14 protein-coding genes, 1 tRNA gene and 2 pseudogenes are annotated in these 14,972 nt (G+C 59.6%); 11 read left to right on the top strand and 6 right to left on the bottom strand.

From position 1 onward, the window contains the following. Window positions 1–123 precede the first annotated feature (123 nt). From BC363_RS20850 to BC363_RS20840, 3 genes are all read right to left on the bottom strand, one after another. Window positions 124–1,602 carry an extracellular solute-binding protein gene (locus BC363_RS20850; RefSeq protein WP_065785326.1) on the bottom strand — a complete coding sequence of 493 codons (1,479 nt, stop codon included), beginning with the start codon at window positions 1,600–1,602 and terminating at the stop codon, window positions 124–126. Between the two features lie 101 nt (window positions 1,603–1,703). Beyond that, window positions 1,704–1,779 (bottom strand) — tRNA-Ala (locus BC363_RS20845). Between the two features lie 384 nt (window positions 1,780–2,163). Beyond that, entirely contained in the window at window positions 2,164–2,637 is a 474-nt protein-coding gene (locus BC363_RS20840) for a YbhB/YbcL family Raf kinase inhibitor-like protein (protein WP_065785325.1), read from the bottom strand. A gap of 243 nt (window positions 2,638–2,880) precedes the next feature. On the opposite strand from BC363_RS20840, the gene BC363_RS20835 reads away from it, so the two are divergent. The 5 genes and pseudogenes from BC363_RS20835 (at window position 2,881) to BC363_RS20825 (ending at window position 7,575) form a co-directional block, all read left to right on the top strand. Continuing rightward, the gene (locus BC363_RS20835; protein WP_065785324.1) at window positions 2,881–3,972 is read left to right on the top strand and encodes a CapA family protein; all 1,092 of its coding nucleotides are present in this window, start codon (window positions 2,881–2,883) and stop codon (window positions 3,970–3,972) included. Window positions 3,973–4,093: 121 nt separating this feature from the next. Further along, window positions 4,094–4,228: pseudogene (locus tag BC363_RS36245) on the top strand (sugar ABC transporter ATP-binding protein); the annotation flags it as partial. Between the two features lie 124 nt (window positions 4,229–4,352). Beyond that, window positions 4,353–4,718, top strand: a complete 366-nt coding sequence (locus tag BC363_RS34585; protein ID WP_065797971.1) for a hypothetical protein — start codon at window positions 4,353–4,355, stop codon at window positions 4,716–4,718. A 315-nt stretch (window positions 4,719–5,033) separates the two neighbouring features. Further along, window positions 5,034–5,945 (top strand): CheR family methyltransferase, encoded by a 912-nt coding sequence (locus BC363_RS20830; RefSeq protein ID WP_065785323.1) that lies wholly within the window; start codon window positions 5,034–5,036, stop codon window positions 5,943–5,945. 190 nt (window positions 5,946–6,135) lie between these two features. After that, window positions 6,136–7,575 (top strand): oligosaccharide flippase family protein, encoded by a 1,440-nt coding sequence (locus BC363_RS20825; protein WP_083223617.1) that lies wholly within the window; start codon window positions 6,136–6,138, stop codon window positions 7,573–7,575. A gap of 22 nt (window positions 7,576–7,597) precedes the next feature. Here the strand turns inward: BC363_RS20825 and BC363_RS34580 are convergent. Further along, window positions 7,598–7,717: pseudogene (locus BC363_RS34580) on the bottom strand (IS3 family transposase); the annotation flags it as partial. Between the two features lie 140 nt (window positions 7,718–7,857). Continuing rightward, the gene (locus tag BC363_RS20820) at window positions 7,858–8,061 is read right to left on the bottom strand and encodes a cold-shock protein (protein ID WP_065785321.1); all 204 of its coding nucleotides are present in this window, start codon (window positions 8,059–8,061) and stop codon (window positions 7,858–7,860) included. Here BC363_RS20820 and BC363_RS35555 point away from each other — a divergent pair. Further along, entirely contained in the window at window positions 7,972–8,373 is a 402-nt protein-coding gene (locus BC363_RS35555) for a hypothetical protein (RefSeq protein WP_202618601.1), read from the top strand. The two genes, BC363_RS20820 and BC363_RS35555, sit on opposite strands and share 90 nt — an antisense overlap. Window positions 8,374–8,446: 73 nt before the next feature. On the opposite strand, the gene BC363_RS20815 is transcribed toward BC363_RS35555, so the two are convergent. Beyond that, complete coding sequence (locus tag BC363_RS20815; protein WP_065785320.1) at window positions 8,447–9,601, bottom strand: ROK family transcriptional regulator; 1,155 nt, start codon at window positions 9,599–9,601, stop codon at window positions 8,447–8,449. A 203-nt stretch (window positions 9,602–9,804) separates the two neighbouring features. On the opposite strand from BC363_RS20815, the gene BC363_RS20810 reads away from it, so the two are divergent. The 5 genes from BC363_RS20810 to BC363_RS20790 all read left to right on the top strand — a co-directional run bounded on the left by BC363_RS20810 (window position 9,805) and on the right by BC363_RS20790 (window position 14,957). Further along, window positions 9,805–11,112: an extracellular solute-binding protein gene (locus tag BC363_RS20810; protein WP_065785319.1), complete on the top strand. Its 1,308-nt coding sequence runs from the start codon at window positions 9,805–9,807 to the stop codon at window positions 11,110–11,112. A 71-nt stretch (window positions 11,113–11,183) separates the two neighbouring features. Beyond that, the gene (locus BC363_RS20805; RefSeq protein WP_065785341.1) at window positions 11,184–12,074 is read left to right on the top strand and encodes a sugar ABC transporter permease; all 891 of its coding nucleotides are present in this window, start codon (window positions 11,184–11,186) and stop codon (window positions 12,072–12,074) included. 3 nt (window positions 12,075–12,077) lie between these two features. Next, window positions 12,078–12,995: an ABC transporter permease subunit gene (locus BC363_RS20800; RefSeq protein ID WP_065785318.1), complete on the top strand. Its 918-nt coding sequence runs from the start codon at window positions 12,078–12,080 to the stop codon at window positions 12,993–12,995. Window positions 12,996–12,999: 4 nt separating this feature from the next. After that, complete coding sequence (gene ugpC, locus BC363_RS20795) at window positions 13,000–14,130, top strand: sn-glycerol-3-phosphate ABC transporter ATP-binding protein UgpC (protein WP_065785317.1); 1,131 nt, start codon at window positions 13,000–13,002, stop codon at window positions 14,128–14,130. Next, window positions 14,127–14,957 (top strand): glycerophosphodiester phosphodiesterase family protein, encoded by an 831-nt coding sequence (locus BC363_RS20790; protein WP_065785316.1) that lies wholly within the window; start codon window positions 14,127–14,129, stop codon window positions 14,955–14,957. Before ugpC ends, BC363_RS20790 begins: the two co-directional genes overlap by 4 nt. Window positions 14,958–14,972 lie beyond the last annotated feature (15 nt).

The following is a 14,972-nucleotide window of genomic DNA, read 5'->3' as shown; positions in this document are numbered from 1 at the left end:
GCCCAGAATGCCGATCGAACCAATCGACAGCGCGTGTCTGCCAAGTCTCCAAGGGCGTGTGCTCCATCTGGATTTGACGTTTCTCCCGTCCCGGAGGACGGGAGAAACCGGGTCGATGTGACGCTAGTTTGCGCCGATGGTCGACTTGTAGGCGGCGAGCTGTTTGTCGCGGCCAACTTCGTCGGTGATCTCGTTCCAGCCGTCTTCGATGGTCTTCATCGTGGTCGGAATGTCTATTTCTCCGGCGAGCATGCGGGCAATCGCCGTATCCAGCACGATCTGCTGATACTTCTGATTGTTCGGAATGCGCAGGTCGAGCACCATGTTGGGCGAATTCAGGCTCGCCTCAATGGCGCCCAGATAGTCCTTGGCCGCAGCTTCGCTCATGCCTGCCTTGCGCCAGTTATCCAGGCCCTGGAACTGCGATAGGCGGTAGGGGTTGAAGCCGGTGATGCCGATAGTGACGTCGACATTGGACTGCTCGGGTGCACTCATGTAGCTGAAGAAGGCGTAGGCCGCATCCTTCACCTTCGGGGCTGCCTTGGCGTTGATGCCGCCCGACCAGCCACCGAAGGCCGCGAAGGGCGCGTGGTTCACCCCGTCGATGGCGTAGGGGCAGATATCGGCTGTGCAGTCGACGAGCTTGCCGGTATCACGGTCGAGCACCTTGGCGGACCCCGGCAGGATGACGGCGCCTACCTTGTCGACCACCTTGGACTTCTCCGGGTCGATGGCGAGCGTGCCGATGTCGCCCCAGTCGATGGTCAGCGCACACTGACCCGAGGTGAACAGGTTGCGCGTGTCGCCCACGTCGAGGTTGATCTCGTCAGGCGGGGCATATTTGGTGGTCTCACTGTAGACAGCGAGCGCCGCCGCGAAGGCCTCGTTGTTGACCAGGGGCTTCATGTCGCGGACGTCGAAGAAGGCACCCTGCGACGTGCCCTTGGATTGCAGGAAGGCGCCGGCGACCGAGGTCACCATCCAGTAGGATTGGGCATTGCGCTTCTTGGCGATGCAGGAGCCGAAATCCGGCTTGCCGTCGCCGTTCATGTCCTTGCCGTTGGCTGCCTTGGCGAAAGCGATGTAGTCGTCCCAGGTCTGGGGCGCGCCGAGGCCAAGCTCCTTGGCCACATCGGTCCGGTAATAGACCATCTGGAAATCACCATCGAGGGTAATGGTGTAGGTCTTGCCCGCGAACTTCATCGAGAAATCGCGGAAAAACCCGCCGATGTCGTCGAGCTTGAGAGCGGCGTCCGCCTCGACACGCGGGCTAAGGTCTTCCATGAATCCCGGTGTCACATAGTCCACCATCCACTGCGGCGCGAACACGCCGGCATCGAGCGAGTTGGTACCCGTCGACCAGTCGGTGAGGATCTTCTGGTAGAGATCGGAGAAGGGAACCGTGATCACATTGATGTGGGCGCCCGTGAGCTTCTCAAAATCAGGAGCGCGGCGTTGCATCGGCTCGGCAATCTGCGGGCCGGTGAAGGTTATGACATTGACGGTCACACCGTCAAACTCGCCAGCCCATGCGGAACCCGCAAAGCCCATAGCTGCCACGCCCGTCATCAGAGCGCCGGCAAACAATAAACGAATAGCCATTACTTCCTCCCTTTACTAGGCATCCCATTTGCGAGGCCGCCTGTTAGTTGTTGATTTTCTTGCTACATTGCCATTCTCCTGAAACTAGGTCAGGGTCATCTTGGTGGAGTCGAAGGGAGTCGAACCCTCGACCTCCGCAGTGCGATTGCGGCGCTCTCCCAACTGAGCTACGACCCCATTCCGCCCCGTAAATTCGACACTCGGCCGAGCGTGCCAGTAACCGTATGCACGCATCAAGGTAGAGCATCTCGCGAATCATGAACGGATCCCTATTCTTTGCAAGGGGGTAGCTGTTGGGCCCGACCCGATGCCGTAACTGGTGGCGAAGGGGGCGAACCCTTGGCCATCGCGACTGCGTCATTCAATATTCTAAGGCGACGCTACCGATATTGGGCGTGCCGTCCGCCGCCGCCGCGATGATGGACGGAATGACGCCTTCGAAGCCCTCGCCGAGGTCAGGGAGCCATATCATCGCGTCTCCGCCCGGATCACGGTTCCCACCGTGGGGCCCGGGGCCTGGACATAGAGTTTGGCAGTACGCTCAGCCACGCTGCCGGCCCGTCAGTGTGCCGCCCTGCGGTAGGTGCCAACAAGCTCGGTCTTGGCGATGATGTGGGCGCGCATTTTCACTTCGATCTGGTCCTTGCTGGCCGCCGCAGATACATTCAGCCGGTCATCAAGTGCGTAGAGCTTGAAGAAGTAGCGGTGCATGCCGATGGGAGGACAAGGGCCGCCATAGGCATTGCGATTCCAGCCGTTCCTGGCTGTGTCGGCGCCTGACGGCAGTTGCGAGATCCCTTCCGGAAGCCCGGACAGATCGGGCGGCAGATTGAAGACAACCCAATGTACCCAGGTCATCTTCGGATGGGCCGGATCCGGGGCATCCGGATCGTCGACGATCAGCGCGATGCTTCTGGTTCCGGCCGGGATGTCCGTCCATTCAAGAGGTGGTGAGATATCCCGTCCTTCGCACGTGTAGAGGCTGGGAATGGTTCCGCCATCGTCAAAGGCGGGTGATGTGATGGTAAAAGTCATGGGGTCCTCGGCGAGTTCAGGAAGCAGTTTCCTAGCGGCACTCGTGATGAGCCACTGCCTGGCGCATTGTCCATCTAGACAGGGGTCCGGTCCAGAGAGGACATGGGACATCGCCCGATTGTCGGTTTCGATAGCCTGACAAGCGAAACGCCGGATGGTTTGCAATTGCGTTGATGCGGCTCAATGAAATGACGCGCGCGGGATCACCATTGTTGAATTGCCATTGGCCGAGAAGGAGTATGCATGAGGTTCTTTCTTTGCGGTGATGTCATGACCGGCCGCGGCGTCGACCAGATCCTGCCGCATCCTTGCGATCCGGCTCTGTTTGAACGCTACTGCTCATCGGCGCTGGACTATGTCAGGCTTGCCGAACGGTGTTCGGGGCCTATTCCGCGCCCTGTATCGCTCGACTATATCTGGGGCGACGCGCTCCTGGAGATCGACAGCCAAGCAGCGGATCTCCGCATTGCCAATCTCGAAACGAGTATCACCGCGAATGGCGTGCCAGAAGCCAAGGGCATCAACTACCGCATGCATCCGGACAATATCGGCTGCCTCGCCATTGCCAAGATCGATTGCTGCGTGCTTTCGAACAATCATGTTGCGGATTGGGGAATGCCGGCTTTGTCCGATACGGTCAGGTACCTTGCGCAAGCGGGAATCGCCAGCGCCGGCGCCGGCGACAATGCCGAAGCCGCGGGTCGCCCGGCGCTGCTGCACACGGCAGCAGGACGACGGGTGCTGGTGTTCGGTTTCGGCTGTCCTTCTGCGGGCGTCTCGGCCCATTGGGCCGCCAGAAAGCAAAGGCCGGGCGTGAATTTCCTTGGCGATCTGGGGGACGCTGCTGTCGCGCGGGTCATACGCGGCACGGAGCAATGCCAAAGCGCCGGGGACCTCGTCGTCGTGTCGATCCATTGGGGGCCAAACTGGGGCTATGAGATACCGCAAGCGCATCGACAGTTCTCCCATCGGCTGATCGACGAAGCCGGCGTCGGCCTTGTTCACGGGCATTCGTCCCACCATCCGATCGGTGTGGAAATCTACCGCGGCAGGCCAATACTTTATGGGTGTGGCGATTTCATCAACGACTACGAGGGGATACGCGGTCACGAGGCCCTGAGACCGGATCTCGCGCTCGCCTATTTCGTGGACATCGACGACCGCGACCATCGCTGTCGCGGCTTCGAAATGGTAGCGTTCCGCCGGACAAGATTTCGTCTCGTACGTGCTGAGTACGACGACGCCGTATGGCTCGCCGAGGTGCTTTCCAGACGGAGCCGGGGCTGCCGAATTGCGAAGGGGGACGATGCGTTGATCAGCCTTAGTGCGGCCTGACGGTCTAGCGATAGGGAAGCCGGATATGTCCGCATGCAAGACTTGAGCGGGGCAACGGCATGTCCAACTTGCTACCAAGGAGCGGAATCGAGCCGGATTGCGCGATTTCGAGGAGCGCCTCATCGAGATCGACGGTAAGGACGTGACCAAGGCTCTATCGGCCAAGCGCGGGCTCGCCATGGCGTTCCAGTCCTAAGCGCTCTATCCGCACATGACCGTGCGCAACAACATGGCCTTTCCACTCGAGATGGCCAAAAAGCAGAGCAGACATCATGCGGCGAACTTTAGATTCAGGTGACTAGATGCATTACGCAATTTGGTTGAATTTTTGGCCAGACTGCGGAGTTGATCGCACACCCCAACGAACCTAGAAATGCGGGATGGCAAAGCTGTGGATCTCATATCTGAGTGGTTTGATGAAGCTAGCGATCATTTTGTCGTTCGCTGCATTCACCTTCAGCAATTCAGAGCAGGTCGCCATTCATAGCAGCGCTGCCTTAGTTGAAGCCGCTATTGATGTCGGCCATTCGCATCACTGCGTGAGCGCGGCGGATGAGAAGAGCGATCACCATAACGGCGAGCATAGCTACCGGAAGTGCTGCCGTGCGATGTGCACTGTTTTAGCGGTTCTGACGGACGTCCCGACGTTGGCTGACCGGGCGCCAGCCACGACGCACCCACGTGCTGTTTGGTCCGAGCCGAATTCGTTCTTTCCCCCCCGCCTCTATCGCCCTCCAATCGCCTGATTTTGTGAAATCGCGCCGTATCCGCGACGCGTAATCCCGTAAGCCGCTCAGTTGGCTCACGCTGTTGGAGATATCACAAAACTTAGGTTCAGAGATGAACGGGTTTCACATCCGGTCTTGCGCAGGTCCCATCCAGCACACTTCCGAAAGCCGATGGCTGACTATGTGCGGGCGGACTGGATTCATCCCGCGCGTTCATCGACCGAACTCACTTGCTCCTCGCTTGGGCACCGACTGGCGCGAACCTTTCGCTAAAGAGAGGTCGTTGCCTTTCGGATTGCGCGGCGTCGGAGCAACTGATCAGGAGTTCCTTACATGTCCACCATCAATTTCGCCGTTGCCGTTTTCCAAACGCCACGCCGTGTCTGCCACAGTATCTGGGACGGGCTGCCAGGCGCGATTACGCAGACCCGCGCTATGCGCCGTTTGGGCAGATTCATTTATCGCAGGTTCACCCGCCACACGGTTCGGATCCAAAGCCACTACACACAGTTCATGCGAAACCCGCCGCTGCTGGATGTCTTGGCGCGGTTTTTGTCCGCTTATCAGATCGGATCGACCGTCAAACTGGCTTCAATTGGATGCAGTACAGGCGCGGAGCTATATTCGGCCATGTATGTGCTGCGTCGGGCCCGGCCAGACTTAAAGATTCTGGCGACTGGCGTGGATATTTCAAGCGAGGTCGTCAAAGCTGCCGAACGAGGCATCTATTGTCCAGACCAGTCCGCCGCAATAAACGGCTTGTATCTGGAAGGGCGACCGGAAGTCTTCTTGGAAGAGGTCGATGCTCTTCGCGACGTGTTTGAAGTTCAGCACGGTGGAACGCTTCGGGTGCAGGATTGGCTTCGCAAGGACACCATCTGGTTTACAGCCGATGCAACGGAAAGTGGGCTCGCTGACACCCTCGGACCGCACAATATCGTTCTTGCAAACAATGTGATCGGTCCGATGGACGACTTGCTCGCCGAAGTCTGCTTGCGGAACATGATGAACTTAGTCGAGCCCGGGGGATACCTTGTTATCGATGGTATCGACCTCGATCTGAAGACACGGGTTTTGGCAACGTCCGATTTCAAGCCGGTCCTCCTGGGACAGGAAGAACTGTGGTCGGCTGATGGGTCGAAGGACGGATGGCCGTGGGTCCGTTGGGGGCGTGAACCTTTGGATCGGACCGAACCAACCTGGGAGTTGCGATACTCGATAATCTTTCAGCGTACCCAAGGTTAAGCAGAAGGTGGATAGGCGAGGGGGATACGCTTTGCCGTATTCCTCCGTCCGGCCACCCTATCGCTGCCGAGACTTTTTTCTTTAATGAAGGACGAGTCCATTGCCAGTTGACCGGTCGGTAGACCAACCAAACCAGCCGCTACGGGAAAAAGGTGGAAGTACGGTAAGCTCGAACACCACCGGATCAGTCATGGCCGGAGGATTTTGGGTGATTGCCGCCAAGGCGACTGCTCAAGTCACACAGCTTTGTACGTTCTTTGTTGCCGCACGACTTCTCGCGCCGACCGAGTTTGGATTGTTCGCATTCATTTCGGCCATAGCCATTCTCTGCGTTGTTCTTGCGGAAGGAGGTTGGGCCGAATTCATAATGAAATCCGGTGACGACCGCGATCGTTTCGACCAGGTGGCGACAATCGCTTTGCTGAGTGGTCTGTTCTTTACAGTGTTGGGGTTCGGTGCCTCGGCAGTTCTTTATCTCTGGACGGAGAGGTATTGGGAAAGTGCACTTCTCGTACTCTTCAGTTGCTGGATGCTGCCAGCCGCCGTTTCGACCGTATATGACGGGACCCTCGTCGTTCGTGGTCAGCTGCGTCAGCAGGCGGTTATTCGGATCCTGGCGGAGGTGGTCGGCGTTGGTGCGGCGATCACAGGGCTTCTTCTTGGATGGCATGCGGCTGCGCTTGTCATCGGCAGAATTGCCATCCAGCTAATGGTGCTTATGGGATCAGCCCGGATCGTTGGCTGGAGGCCGCATTTATCCATCACGCGATCGGTGGTGAAGGACGTTTTTGAGTTCTCACGGCATATTGTCGCGAACCGGATCATCGTCTTTCTCAGCTCATATTCTGGAACGCTCGCAGTCGGTAGTTTCCTGGGCATAACCGAGGCCGGGTACTATCGCGCTGCGGAACGAATAGTCTCGGCCATCTCCGAGTTTTTAGGGGAGCCAACCCGGGCACTTGGTTGGGTCGTCTTCAGGCGTGCTCGGGACCGGCAGGCCAAGCACCAGGACAATTCAGTTGCCGAAGCGAGCGGTCGCTTTCTGACAGTCTTGCTTGTCGTTGCTTCCCCCATCTATCTTGGGCTGATGCAGGTGTCGGACGCCCTGGTTTACTTCGTACTTGGCGAGCGGTGGATGCCTGTCGCGCTCATCGTGTCAGTCTTATGTCTGAAGCAACTATTGCTCCTGCCGGGTTACATCACCGAACCGTTGCTGTCCGTGATGGGGAACGTGAGCAAGAGACTGCCGGTTACGCTGTTGAACGTCTTTGTGTCGCTGTCACTCATCGTCGCGCTCGCGCCATTTGGTCTGCTGCCGTTGGCGGTGGGACAATGCGTCAGCGCCGCCTTTGCGGTGACGACGTCGGTCAGATTACAGATACGGTTCGGCGGCGTTGACTGGCGAAGCGTGATGAAGAATATCGCAATCCTGATCGCGCCAGCCGCTTCAGCAATGGTCGCCGTTGTTGTCGTTCTTCATGGCAAGTTGGAGGTGCCGTCGATCCCGTTGATGTCGACATTCCTGTTACAGGTTGGGATTGGCGCTGCGGTCTATTGCTCGATCTTCCTGCTGCTTGCTCGATGGACAGGACGCGTGAAGCTTGCCCGGCAAGGTGAGCTATCGTTGTAGAGGTCGGCGAACTGGTTCTCCGCAGCAGGTCGTGCACCTTCATCACCCGATAGACGCGTTTGACGTTTGGCCACGAGCGGCTTTCGCTGCGGGCGTTGCGGCGCAGGATGGCATGAACCCGGCGATAGCCGTAGGTCGGCATGTCGTCGTCGAAAGTCATCGATTTCGTGCTCGGCTTCGAACCTACTTAGGATCGTCATGCACCTTGCGCCGCGAGCGCTGACGCCGCCAGAAACAGGCGACGTTGCCAATGGGCCATCTTTGAGTGAGAAGAGATGCAGATCAAACTGATCTGACGTTTTCCGCTTTCGACTTCCCGGTCTTGCGGTCTTGGCCCAGTTCGTAGCTGACCTTCTGTCCGTCTCGAAGTGGTCCGGAGTCCTGAACCGCCGACACATGGACGAATACATCTGCCCCGCCATTGTCGGGCGTGATGAAGCCAAAACCCTTGTCCTGGTTGAAAAATTTAACGGTACCGGTTGCCATCTTTATCCTCGTCAACGAAGCGGCTTACGTGCCGCCGGCAGAGCTTATTCATCGCTGCGCTCGCATGCAACCTTTCCTCTGCGCGACAGCGCGGACCAAATAGAATCCTATAAAAGGCTTGGTTGCTCGACTGGCTCTCCGGTCTTTGCGACAATGGTCGAAGCCGAGGGATATCTACGCACCAGATCTGCATGCGAGCGCTTGGGTGACCATTTTCAACGCCCTATCTGGCCGCAAACGCTGGCGTGCATCGCGATTGAACTTGCTCTCTACGACATCCGCATCAACGCGGTTGGGCTTGGCTGTCGTTGAAATCCCCGTCTCCCTTCGGTCGTCGGTTCGAATCCACTCAAGGCGACCTTTGCCGCCCCCGCGGCGGGCGGTCTCAAACGAAGCATGCTTGGAACGGCTTTACCGCTGCTCCCATCGCCGCCGCGTCGCTGCCGATCTCCGAAATAATCAGTTTCGGATGGGGACGGGAAACGCCGTAGCGGGGTTTCCCGAAAAGTTCGGTGCGGTCGATCAGCATCTGGGCAAGATCCATTGGGACCTGCCCGCCGAAGACGATCGCCTGCGGGTCGTAGACGGCCCAGATCGCGTTGACGAGACGGTTATAGGCCGGCGTCACCTCGTCGACCCATTCCTCCACACCTGGCCAAGTCCGATCGAAGTGCTTTCGCATGTAGCTGATCGAGGGAACGTTGACGTTGTGGCGATTGAGCCTTTCCAGCAGATATTGCAGTGCCGGCCGTCGTTTGTTTTCCTCATAGTCGTACATCTGCGAGAACTCTCCCGCATTGCCGTTACCGCCGAGCAGAAGCTCGCCATCGCTGATCAGGCCGCCGCCGAAACCGTAGTTGAAGCTCAGATAAGCCAGATGCTTGATGTGGCGGCCGGCTCCGAACATGATCTCGGCGATTGCTCCGGCCTTGGCGCCGTTCATGGTCCAGACCGGTTTTCCGAAGGTTTCGAAAAGTAACGGGCCGAGTTCGATCAACGACCATTCGTGCAACGGCAGGGACGCATTGTAGCGCGTCCCGTCCACGTGGAAGCCGGCGATGCCGAAACCAATTCCAAAGAAGCGCTCCGACGACAGCCCGAGACGCTGCTGATGCCCTGTCAGTTCCTCGCGAACAAGCTCCAGCGTTTGCCGCATGCTGCGGTTCCACAGCAGGATGCTGCTTTCGGCCAGGATTTTTCCGGAAAGGTCGATGAGACAGATGTCAACGACATCTGAAGTGACGGACAGGCCGCAGGCATAAGCGTGGTCGCCGTTGAGACGCAGCATCGGGCTCGGCTGGCCGCTGCCAAGCCCGGGCTTCGGCTGGCCCAGAAGTACGATGCCACGTTCAGAAAGACTGTCCAGGATCCGATGGACCGACTGCTGCGTCAGGTCGGACAGTCCCGTCAGTTCCGAGCGGGAGAGACCCGGGTGGCGCCAGATCAATCGCATCAGGCTGCGCTCGTTTGCGGAAGCGACCGCATCGTCGTTGGCGCGAAGAAAGTGCTGGTCGATCAGCAGTTCCGGTGAATAAGGCATGCTCGGTCTCCTTGCGCAGGGTAGTTACCACGCGCGTGTGACAACTGCTAGGAGTTTGTCTTCCTTCCGTGCGTATCGCCCATAACGCAGGGAGGATGCCGCGGCATCCGAGAATACCTTCAACTAATTGTCACACATCAAGTGTAACAACGGCCCGTAATTCTTCCCGAAAAGGCTCGGGTATCCAAAAGGGCGAAGCGAACATGAAGATCTCCACTCTTGCGGCCACGGTCGCGCTTCTCGGCTGTGCCAGCGCGGCCCAGGCCACCAATATCGAATTCTGGTATGGCAATACCGGCCCGGTCGAAACCGCTATCAAAGCCCAGTGCGATGCCTTCAATGCCGCCCAGAGCGAGAATCACGTCAATTGCGTCGGCCAGGGTAGCTACGAAGTCTCGATGCAGAAGGCGATTGCCGCCTACCGTGCCAAGAACCATCCGGTTCTTATCCAGTTCTTCGACGCCGGCACGCTTGACCTGATGCTGTCGGACGCCGTCGAGCCGGTTCAGGACCTGATGCCGGACGTCAAGTGGGACCAGTACATCGCCGGCGCCCGCGCCTATTACGAAACCTCGGGCGGTAAGCTGTTCGCCCAGCCCTACAATTCCTCGACGCTGCTGTTCTACGCGAACAAGACCGAGCTCGAGAAAGCCGGCATCATGCAGACGCCGACCACCTGGGAAGAGGTGATCGAGGCCGCCCGCAAGCTGAAGGCCGCCGGTCATGCCTGCCCCTTCGTCACCGATGGCGACACCTGGCGCGTGCTCGAGCAGTTCTCCGCCCGCCACGGCCTGCCGATTGCGACCAAGCACAACGGCTATGACGGCCTCGACGCCGAATATGCCATCAACGCCACCTTCGCCGCCAAGCATCTGGCCAACCTGGTCGAGTGGCGCAACGAAGGCCTGGTGCGTCTCGCCGCCGACACCAAGGCCGGCAACTACACCGCCGCCTTCAATGCCGGCGAATGCGCGATGATGGAACAGTCCTCCGGCTCCTACACTGCCGCCGCCAAGGCGTTCGACGGCAAGTATGAGCTGGCCGTCAACATGGCGCCGATGTACAGGGGCTATGAGCGCCACAACACGTTCGTTGGCGGTGCCTCCATCTACGTCATGAAGGGCCACGACAAGGCCGAGATCGACGCCGCCAAGGCCTTCCTCGACTTCCTGCGCCGTCCCGAACAGCAGATGTTCTTCACGGCCAATACCGGTTACGTGCCGGTCACGACCGATGTGCTGGACGCCATCGCGAAAAGCGGCGAGGCGAACTCGCCGAAATACGCGACCGCCAAGCTCGGCGTTGAATCCATGAACCAGCCGGCGACGGCAGATACCCGCGGCATCCGCCTCGGCTTCTACGTGCAGTTCCGCGAAGTCTTCATGGAAGAAACCCAGAAGGCCTTTGCCGGCCAGCAGACCATGCAGGCGGCCCTCGACAACACCAAGAAGCGTGGCGACCAACTGCTGCGTCGCTTCGAGCAGACCTACAAGGGCAAGAAGCTTCCCTGATCCTGATCTCGCATCCGCGACATGGGGCGGAAAACCGCCCCATGTCCTCATTCTGTTTTGGGACTGTCTCCATGTCGTCGGAATCCTCCCTGTTCAGCCATCGCTGGCTGCCGCTTCTCCTTGCGGCGCCGCTGATGTTGCTGATCGTCCTGTTCTTTTATGTGCCGGTCTTCCAGGCCTTCTATTGGTCGTTTTTCCTGGAGCAGCCGTTTGGCGGCGGCTCGGAATTCGTCGGTTTCCAGAATTTTGCGCGCGTCCTGTCGGATCCGGAATTCTGGATGGCCGGTTGGCGCACCATCGTCTTCATGCTGACGGCATCCTCGCTCGCGGTCATCGTGCCGCTGATGCTCGCCATCGCCGCCGACCGCAAGATCGCCCTGTCTATCCCGGCCCGCAACATTTTGGTCTGGCCGAAGGGCATCGCCGGCGCCTCGATCGGCGTCGTCTTCGCCTTCATCTTCAACCCGTTCGTCGGCGTGATGGCGCCGCTCAATACGCTGGTTCCCGGCCTGTGGAACCCCGGCATCGATGGCACCGACGCCTTCATCACTTTGGTCGCTGCACATGTGTGGAGCGGCATTCCGTTCAATTTCGTCATCCTGCTCGCCGGCCTGCGCTCGATTTCGCACACCATGCACCAGGCTGCGGCGATGGACGGGGCAGGGCCCTGGCGACGCATATTCGACGTGCAGCTGCCGCTGATCATGCCGCAGCTGTTTCTGACTTTCGTGCTCGAATTCACCGAGAGCATCACCTCGGTCTTCGCACTGATTGATACCATTACCGGCGGCGGTCCGGGCGGTTCGACGACGCTGCTCGTCTACAAGATCTATGTCGATGGCTTCCGCGGCTTTGATCTTTCCGGCGCTTCCACCCAGACGGCCATCCTGATGGTCTTCGTCCTTCTCCTCGCAGCCTGCCAGTTCGTCTTCCTCGGCCGGCGCATCAATTACGAGCGCTGAGCCATGGTCGAGAACGCACGCTCCATCAACATCGCCGCCAGCATCCTGCTGATCATCGGCATCGTCTATATCGTCGGCCCGCTCTACCTGACGCTGTCCACCGCGTCGCAGTCCTATGAATACATGCTGCGCAATGGGCTCGCCTGGGTTCCGGGCGGTGAGCTGTTTGCCAATATGGGCAAGGTCATCAACGACACGCGTATCCCGATCCAGATGCTCAACAGCATGATCGTCGCCTTCTCGAATGCGCTTGCCACCTGCGCCTTGTCCTTCCTGTCGGCCTATGCGATCGTCTATTTCCGCATTCGCTGGGCCGGCGTGGTGTTCGCGCTGATCTTGGCAACGATCATGCTGCCGCTCGATATTCGGGTGATCACCACCTACCAGGTCGCTTCCAACATCTTTTCGCCGCTCAATGCCGTGCTGGATGTCACCGGCCTCAACGATCTAATCGCCAATACCTTCGGCGCGCCAGTCCATCTCGAACTCAGTGTGCTCAACACGCATTTCGGCCTGATCGCGCCGCTGGTCGCGCATGGCACCGGCACGTTCCTGCTTCGGCAGTTTTTCCTCACCCTGCCCAAAGACCTGTTCAAGGCGGCCCGCATGGATGGGGCAGGGCCGATCCGCTTCCTGTTCGATATCCTGCTGCCGCTTGCCCGCACAAGCGTCGCCTCGCTGTTCGTGCTCACCTTCCTGAGCGGCTGGACACAATATCTCTGGCCGTTGGTCGTCGCCTCGACGCCTGACATGCAGACCGCCGTGGTCGGGCTTGCCCGCCTCGTGCCGGATGCCGACGGCCAGGTGCCCGATTTCCCGATGATCATGGCCGGTGCCGTGCTCGTTTCCCTCGTTCCCCTGTCGATGATCGCCCTGCTGCAGCGTTTTCTCGTCCAGGGCCTCGTTCTTTCGGAGAAATGACCCAATGACCGCCATCGACACAGCCATTCGCGCCGCCGCGGCCGATATCGAGCTCATCGGCGTCACCAAGGCCTATGACGCCAAGACCGTCGTCATCCCACAACTCGACGTGGCGCTTCGCCCCGGCGAGTTCACCGTCGTGCTCGGCCCGTCGGGCTGCGGCAAGTCCACGCTTCTGCAGATGATCGCCGGTCTTGAAAGGGTCAGCGGCGGCAAGATCCTCATTGGCGGCCGCGAGGTGCAGAACCTAGAGCCAAAGCACCGCGGCTGCGCCATGGTGTTCCAGAACTATGCGCTTTATCCGCATATGACGGTCGCCGAAAACATGGCCTACAGCCTGAAGGTCGCTGGCGTCTCGAAGGCCGAACGCGCCGAACGGGTGGCCACCGTCGCAAAGATGCTCGGCCTTGCCGATTTCCTCGCCCGCAAACCGGGCCAGCTGTCCGGCGGCCAGCGTCAGCGCGTCGCGATCGGCCGCGCCATCATTCGCGAGCCGGGCGTGCTTTTGTTCGACGAGCCGCTCTCCAACCTCGATGCACAGCTGCGGCACGACATGCGCGTCGAACTCGCCGACCTGCATCGCCGCATCGGTGCCACCAGCGTTTTTGTCACCCATGATCAGGTGGAGGCGATGACGCTCGCCGATCGCATACTCGTCCTTAACAAGGGGCACATCGAACAGTTTGATACCCCGAAGGCGATCTACCACCATCCAGCTTCCATCTTCGTTGCAAAATTCATCGGCTCGCCGCCGATGAACATTTTGGCAGTGACGGGCGACGGTTCCGCGCTGCGGCTGGCCGACGGCCAGGTGGTCGCGAATTTTGCCGGCAAGGGCAGTTTCCAGCTGGGCATTCGCCCGGAAGACATCACCGTCAAGGCAGGCGGTCCGATCAAGGCGCAGATCCGCTACCGTGAGGACCTCGGCTCCCACGAAATCCTTGAAGCGGACATCGCCGGCCAGCCGCTGCGCATCGCCACGCCCTACGGCGCCGAAATCGATCCGACATCGACGCTGTCCTTGTCCTTTTCCCAGGCCCGGCTGCATCTCTTCGAGAATGAGACCGGCCGCGCGATTTCCAACGCCTTCGATCAGACCAAGTCCGCGCCCGCATCAGTGAAAGAATACCAGTGAACTACAGAGAGTTTATCGCCGATCCGGCCCGCGATTGCTCCATCGTCGCGCATCGCGGCTTCTGGCGGGATGCGCCGGAAAACAGCCTTCTCGCCATCGAAAGGGTGATCGACGCCGGTTACGAGGTGGTCGAGATCGATATCCGCCGCAGCGCCGATGGCGGGCTGTTCCTGCTGCATGACGAGACGCTGGAGCGCATGGCCGGTCTCGATGCCGCGCCGGAAAACCTGTCGTCGCAGCAGCTTTCCGCGCTTGCCCTGCGCAACCGCGACGGCGGTGCCGAAAATGCGTTCACCGGCGAAAAGCTGCCGAGCCTCGCCGACGTTTTCGAACTGACGCGCGGCCGCATTTTTCTGCATCTAGACGTCAAGGATCGGGATGTCATCCCGGATGTCATCGCCTGTGCCAAGGCCATGGGTGTCGAAAGCCAGATAGATTTATGGGCCTCGTTGAAAACCGAAAAGGACCTTGCCTGGATCCGCGAGACCATCATCCCGCATGACGTTCTGTTCATGGCCAAGACCCGCCTCAACGTGCCGAGCGCCGCAGCCCAGATCGCGCTTCTGTCGGAACTCTCGCCTTCTGTCTGCGAAATTTACTTTGATCGGCTGGAAGAGTTGGCCGCCCTCGATGGTGCTTTGCGTGAAAACGGCATGGCGCTCTGGGTCAACACGCTCGATTCCATCGCCTGCGCCGGCTTCACCGATACCGCAGCACTTGTGGATCCCGACGCCGTCTGGGGTCGCCTGATCAATGCCGGCATCTCGGTCATCCAGACTGACGAGGCGGCGGCCCTTCAATCCTATCTGGCGGCACGCCGCGCCTGACCTACCCAAGGAAAA

It is taken from the genome of Ensifer sp. LC384 (assembly GCF_001695865.1).
Classification (GTDB): Bacteria; Pseudomonadota; Alphaproteobacteria; order Rhizobiales; family Rhizobiaceae; genus Ensifer.
This window is presented reverse-complemented; position numbering and strand designations above follow the sequence as displayed.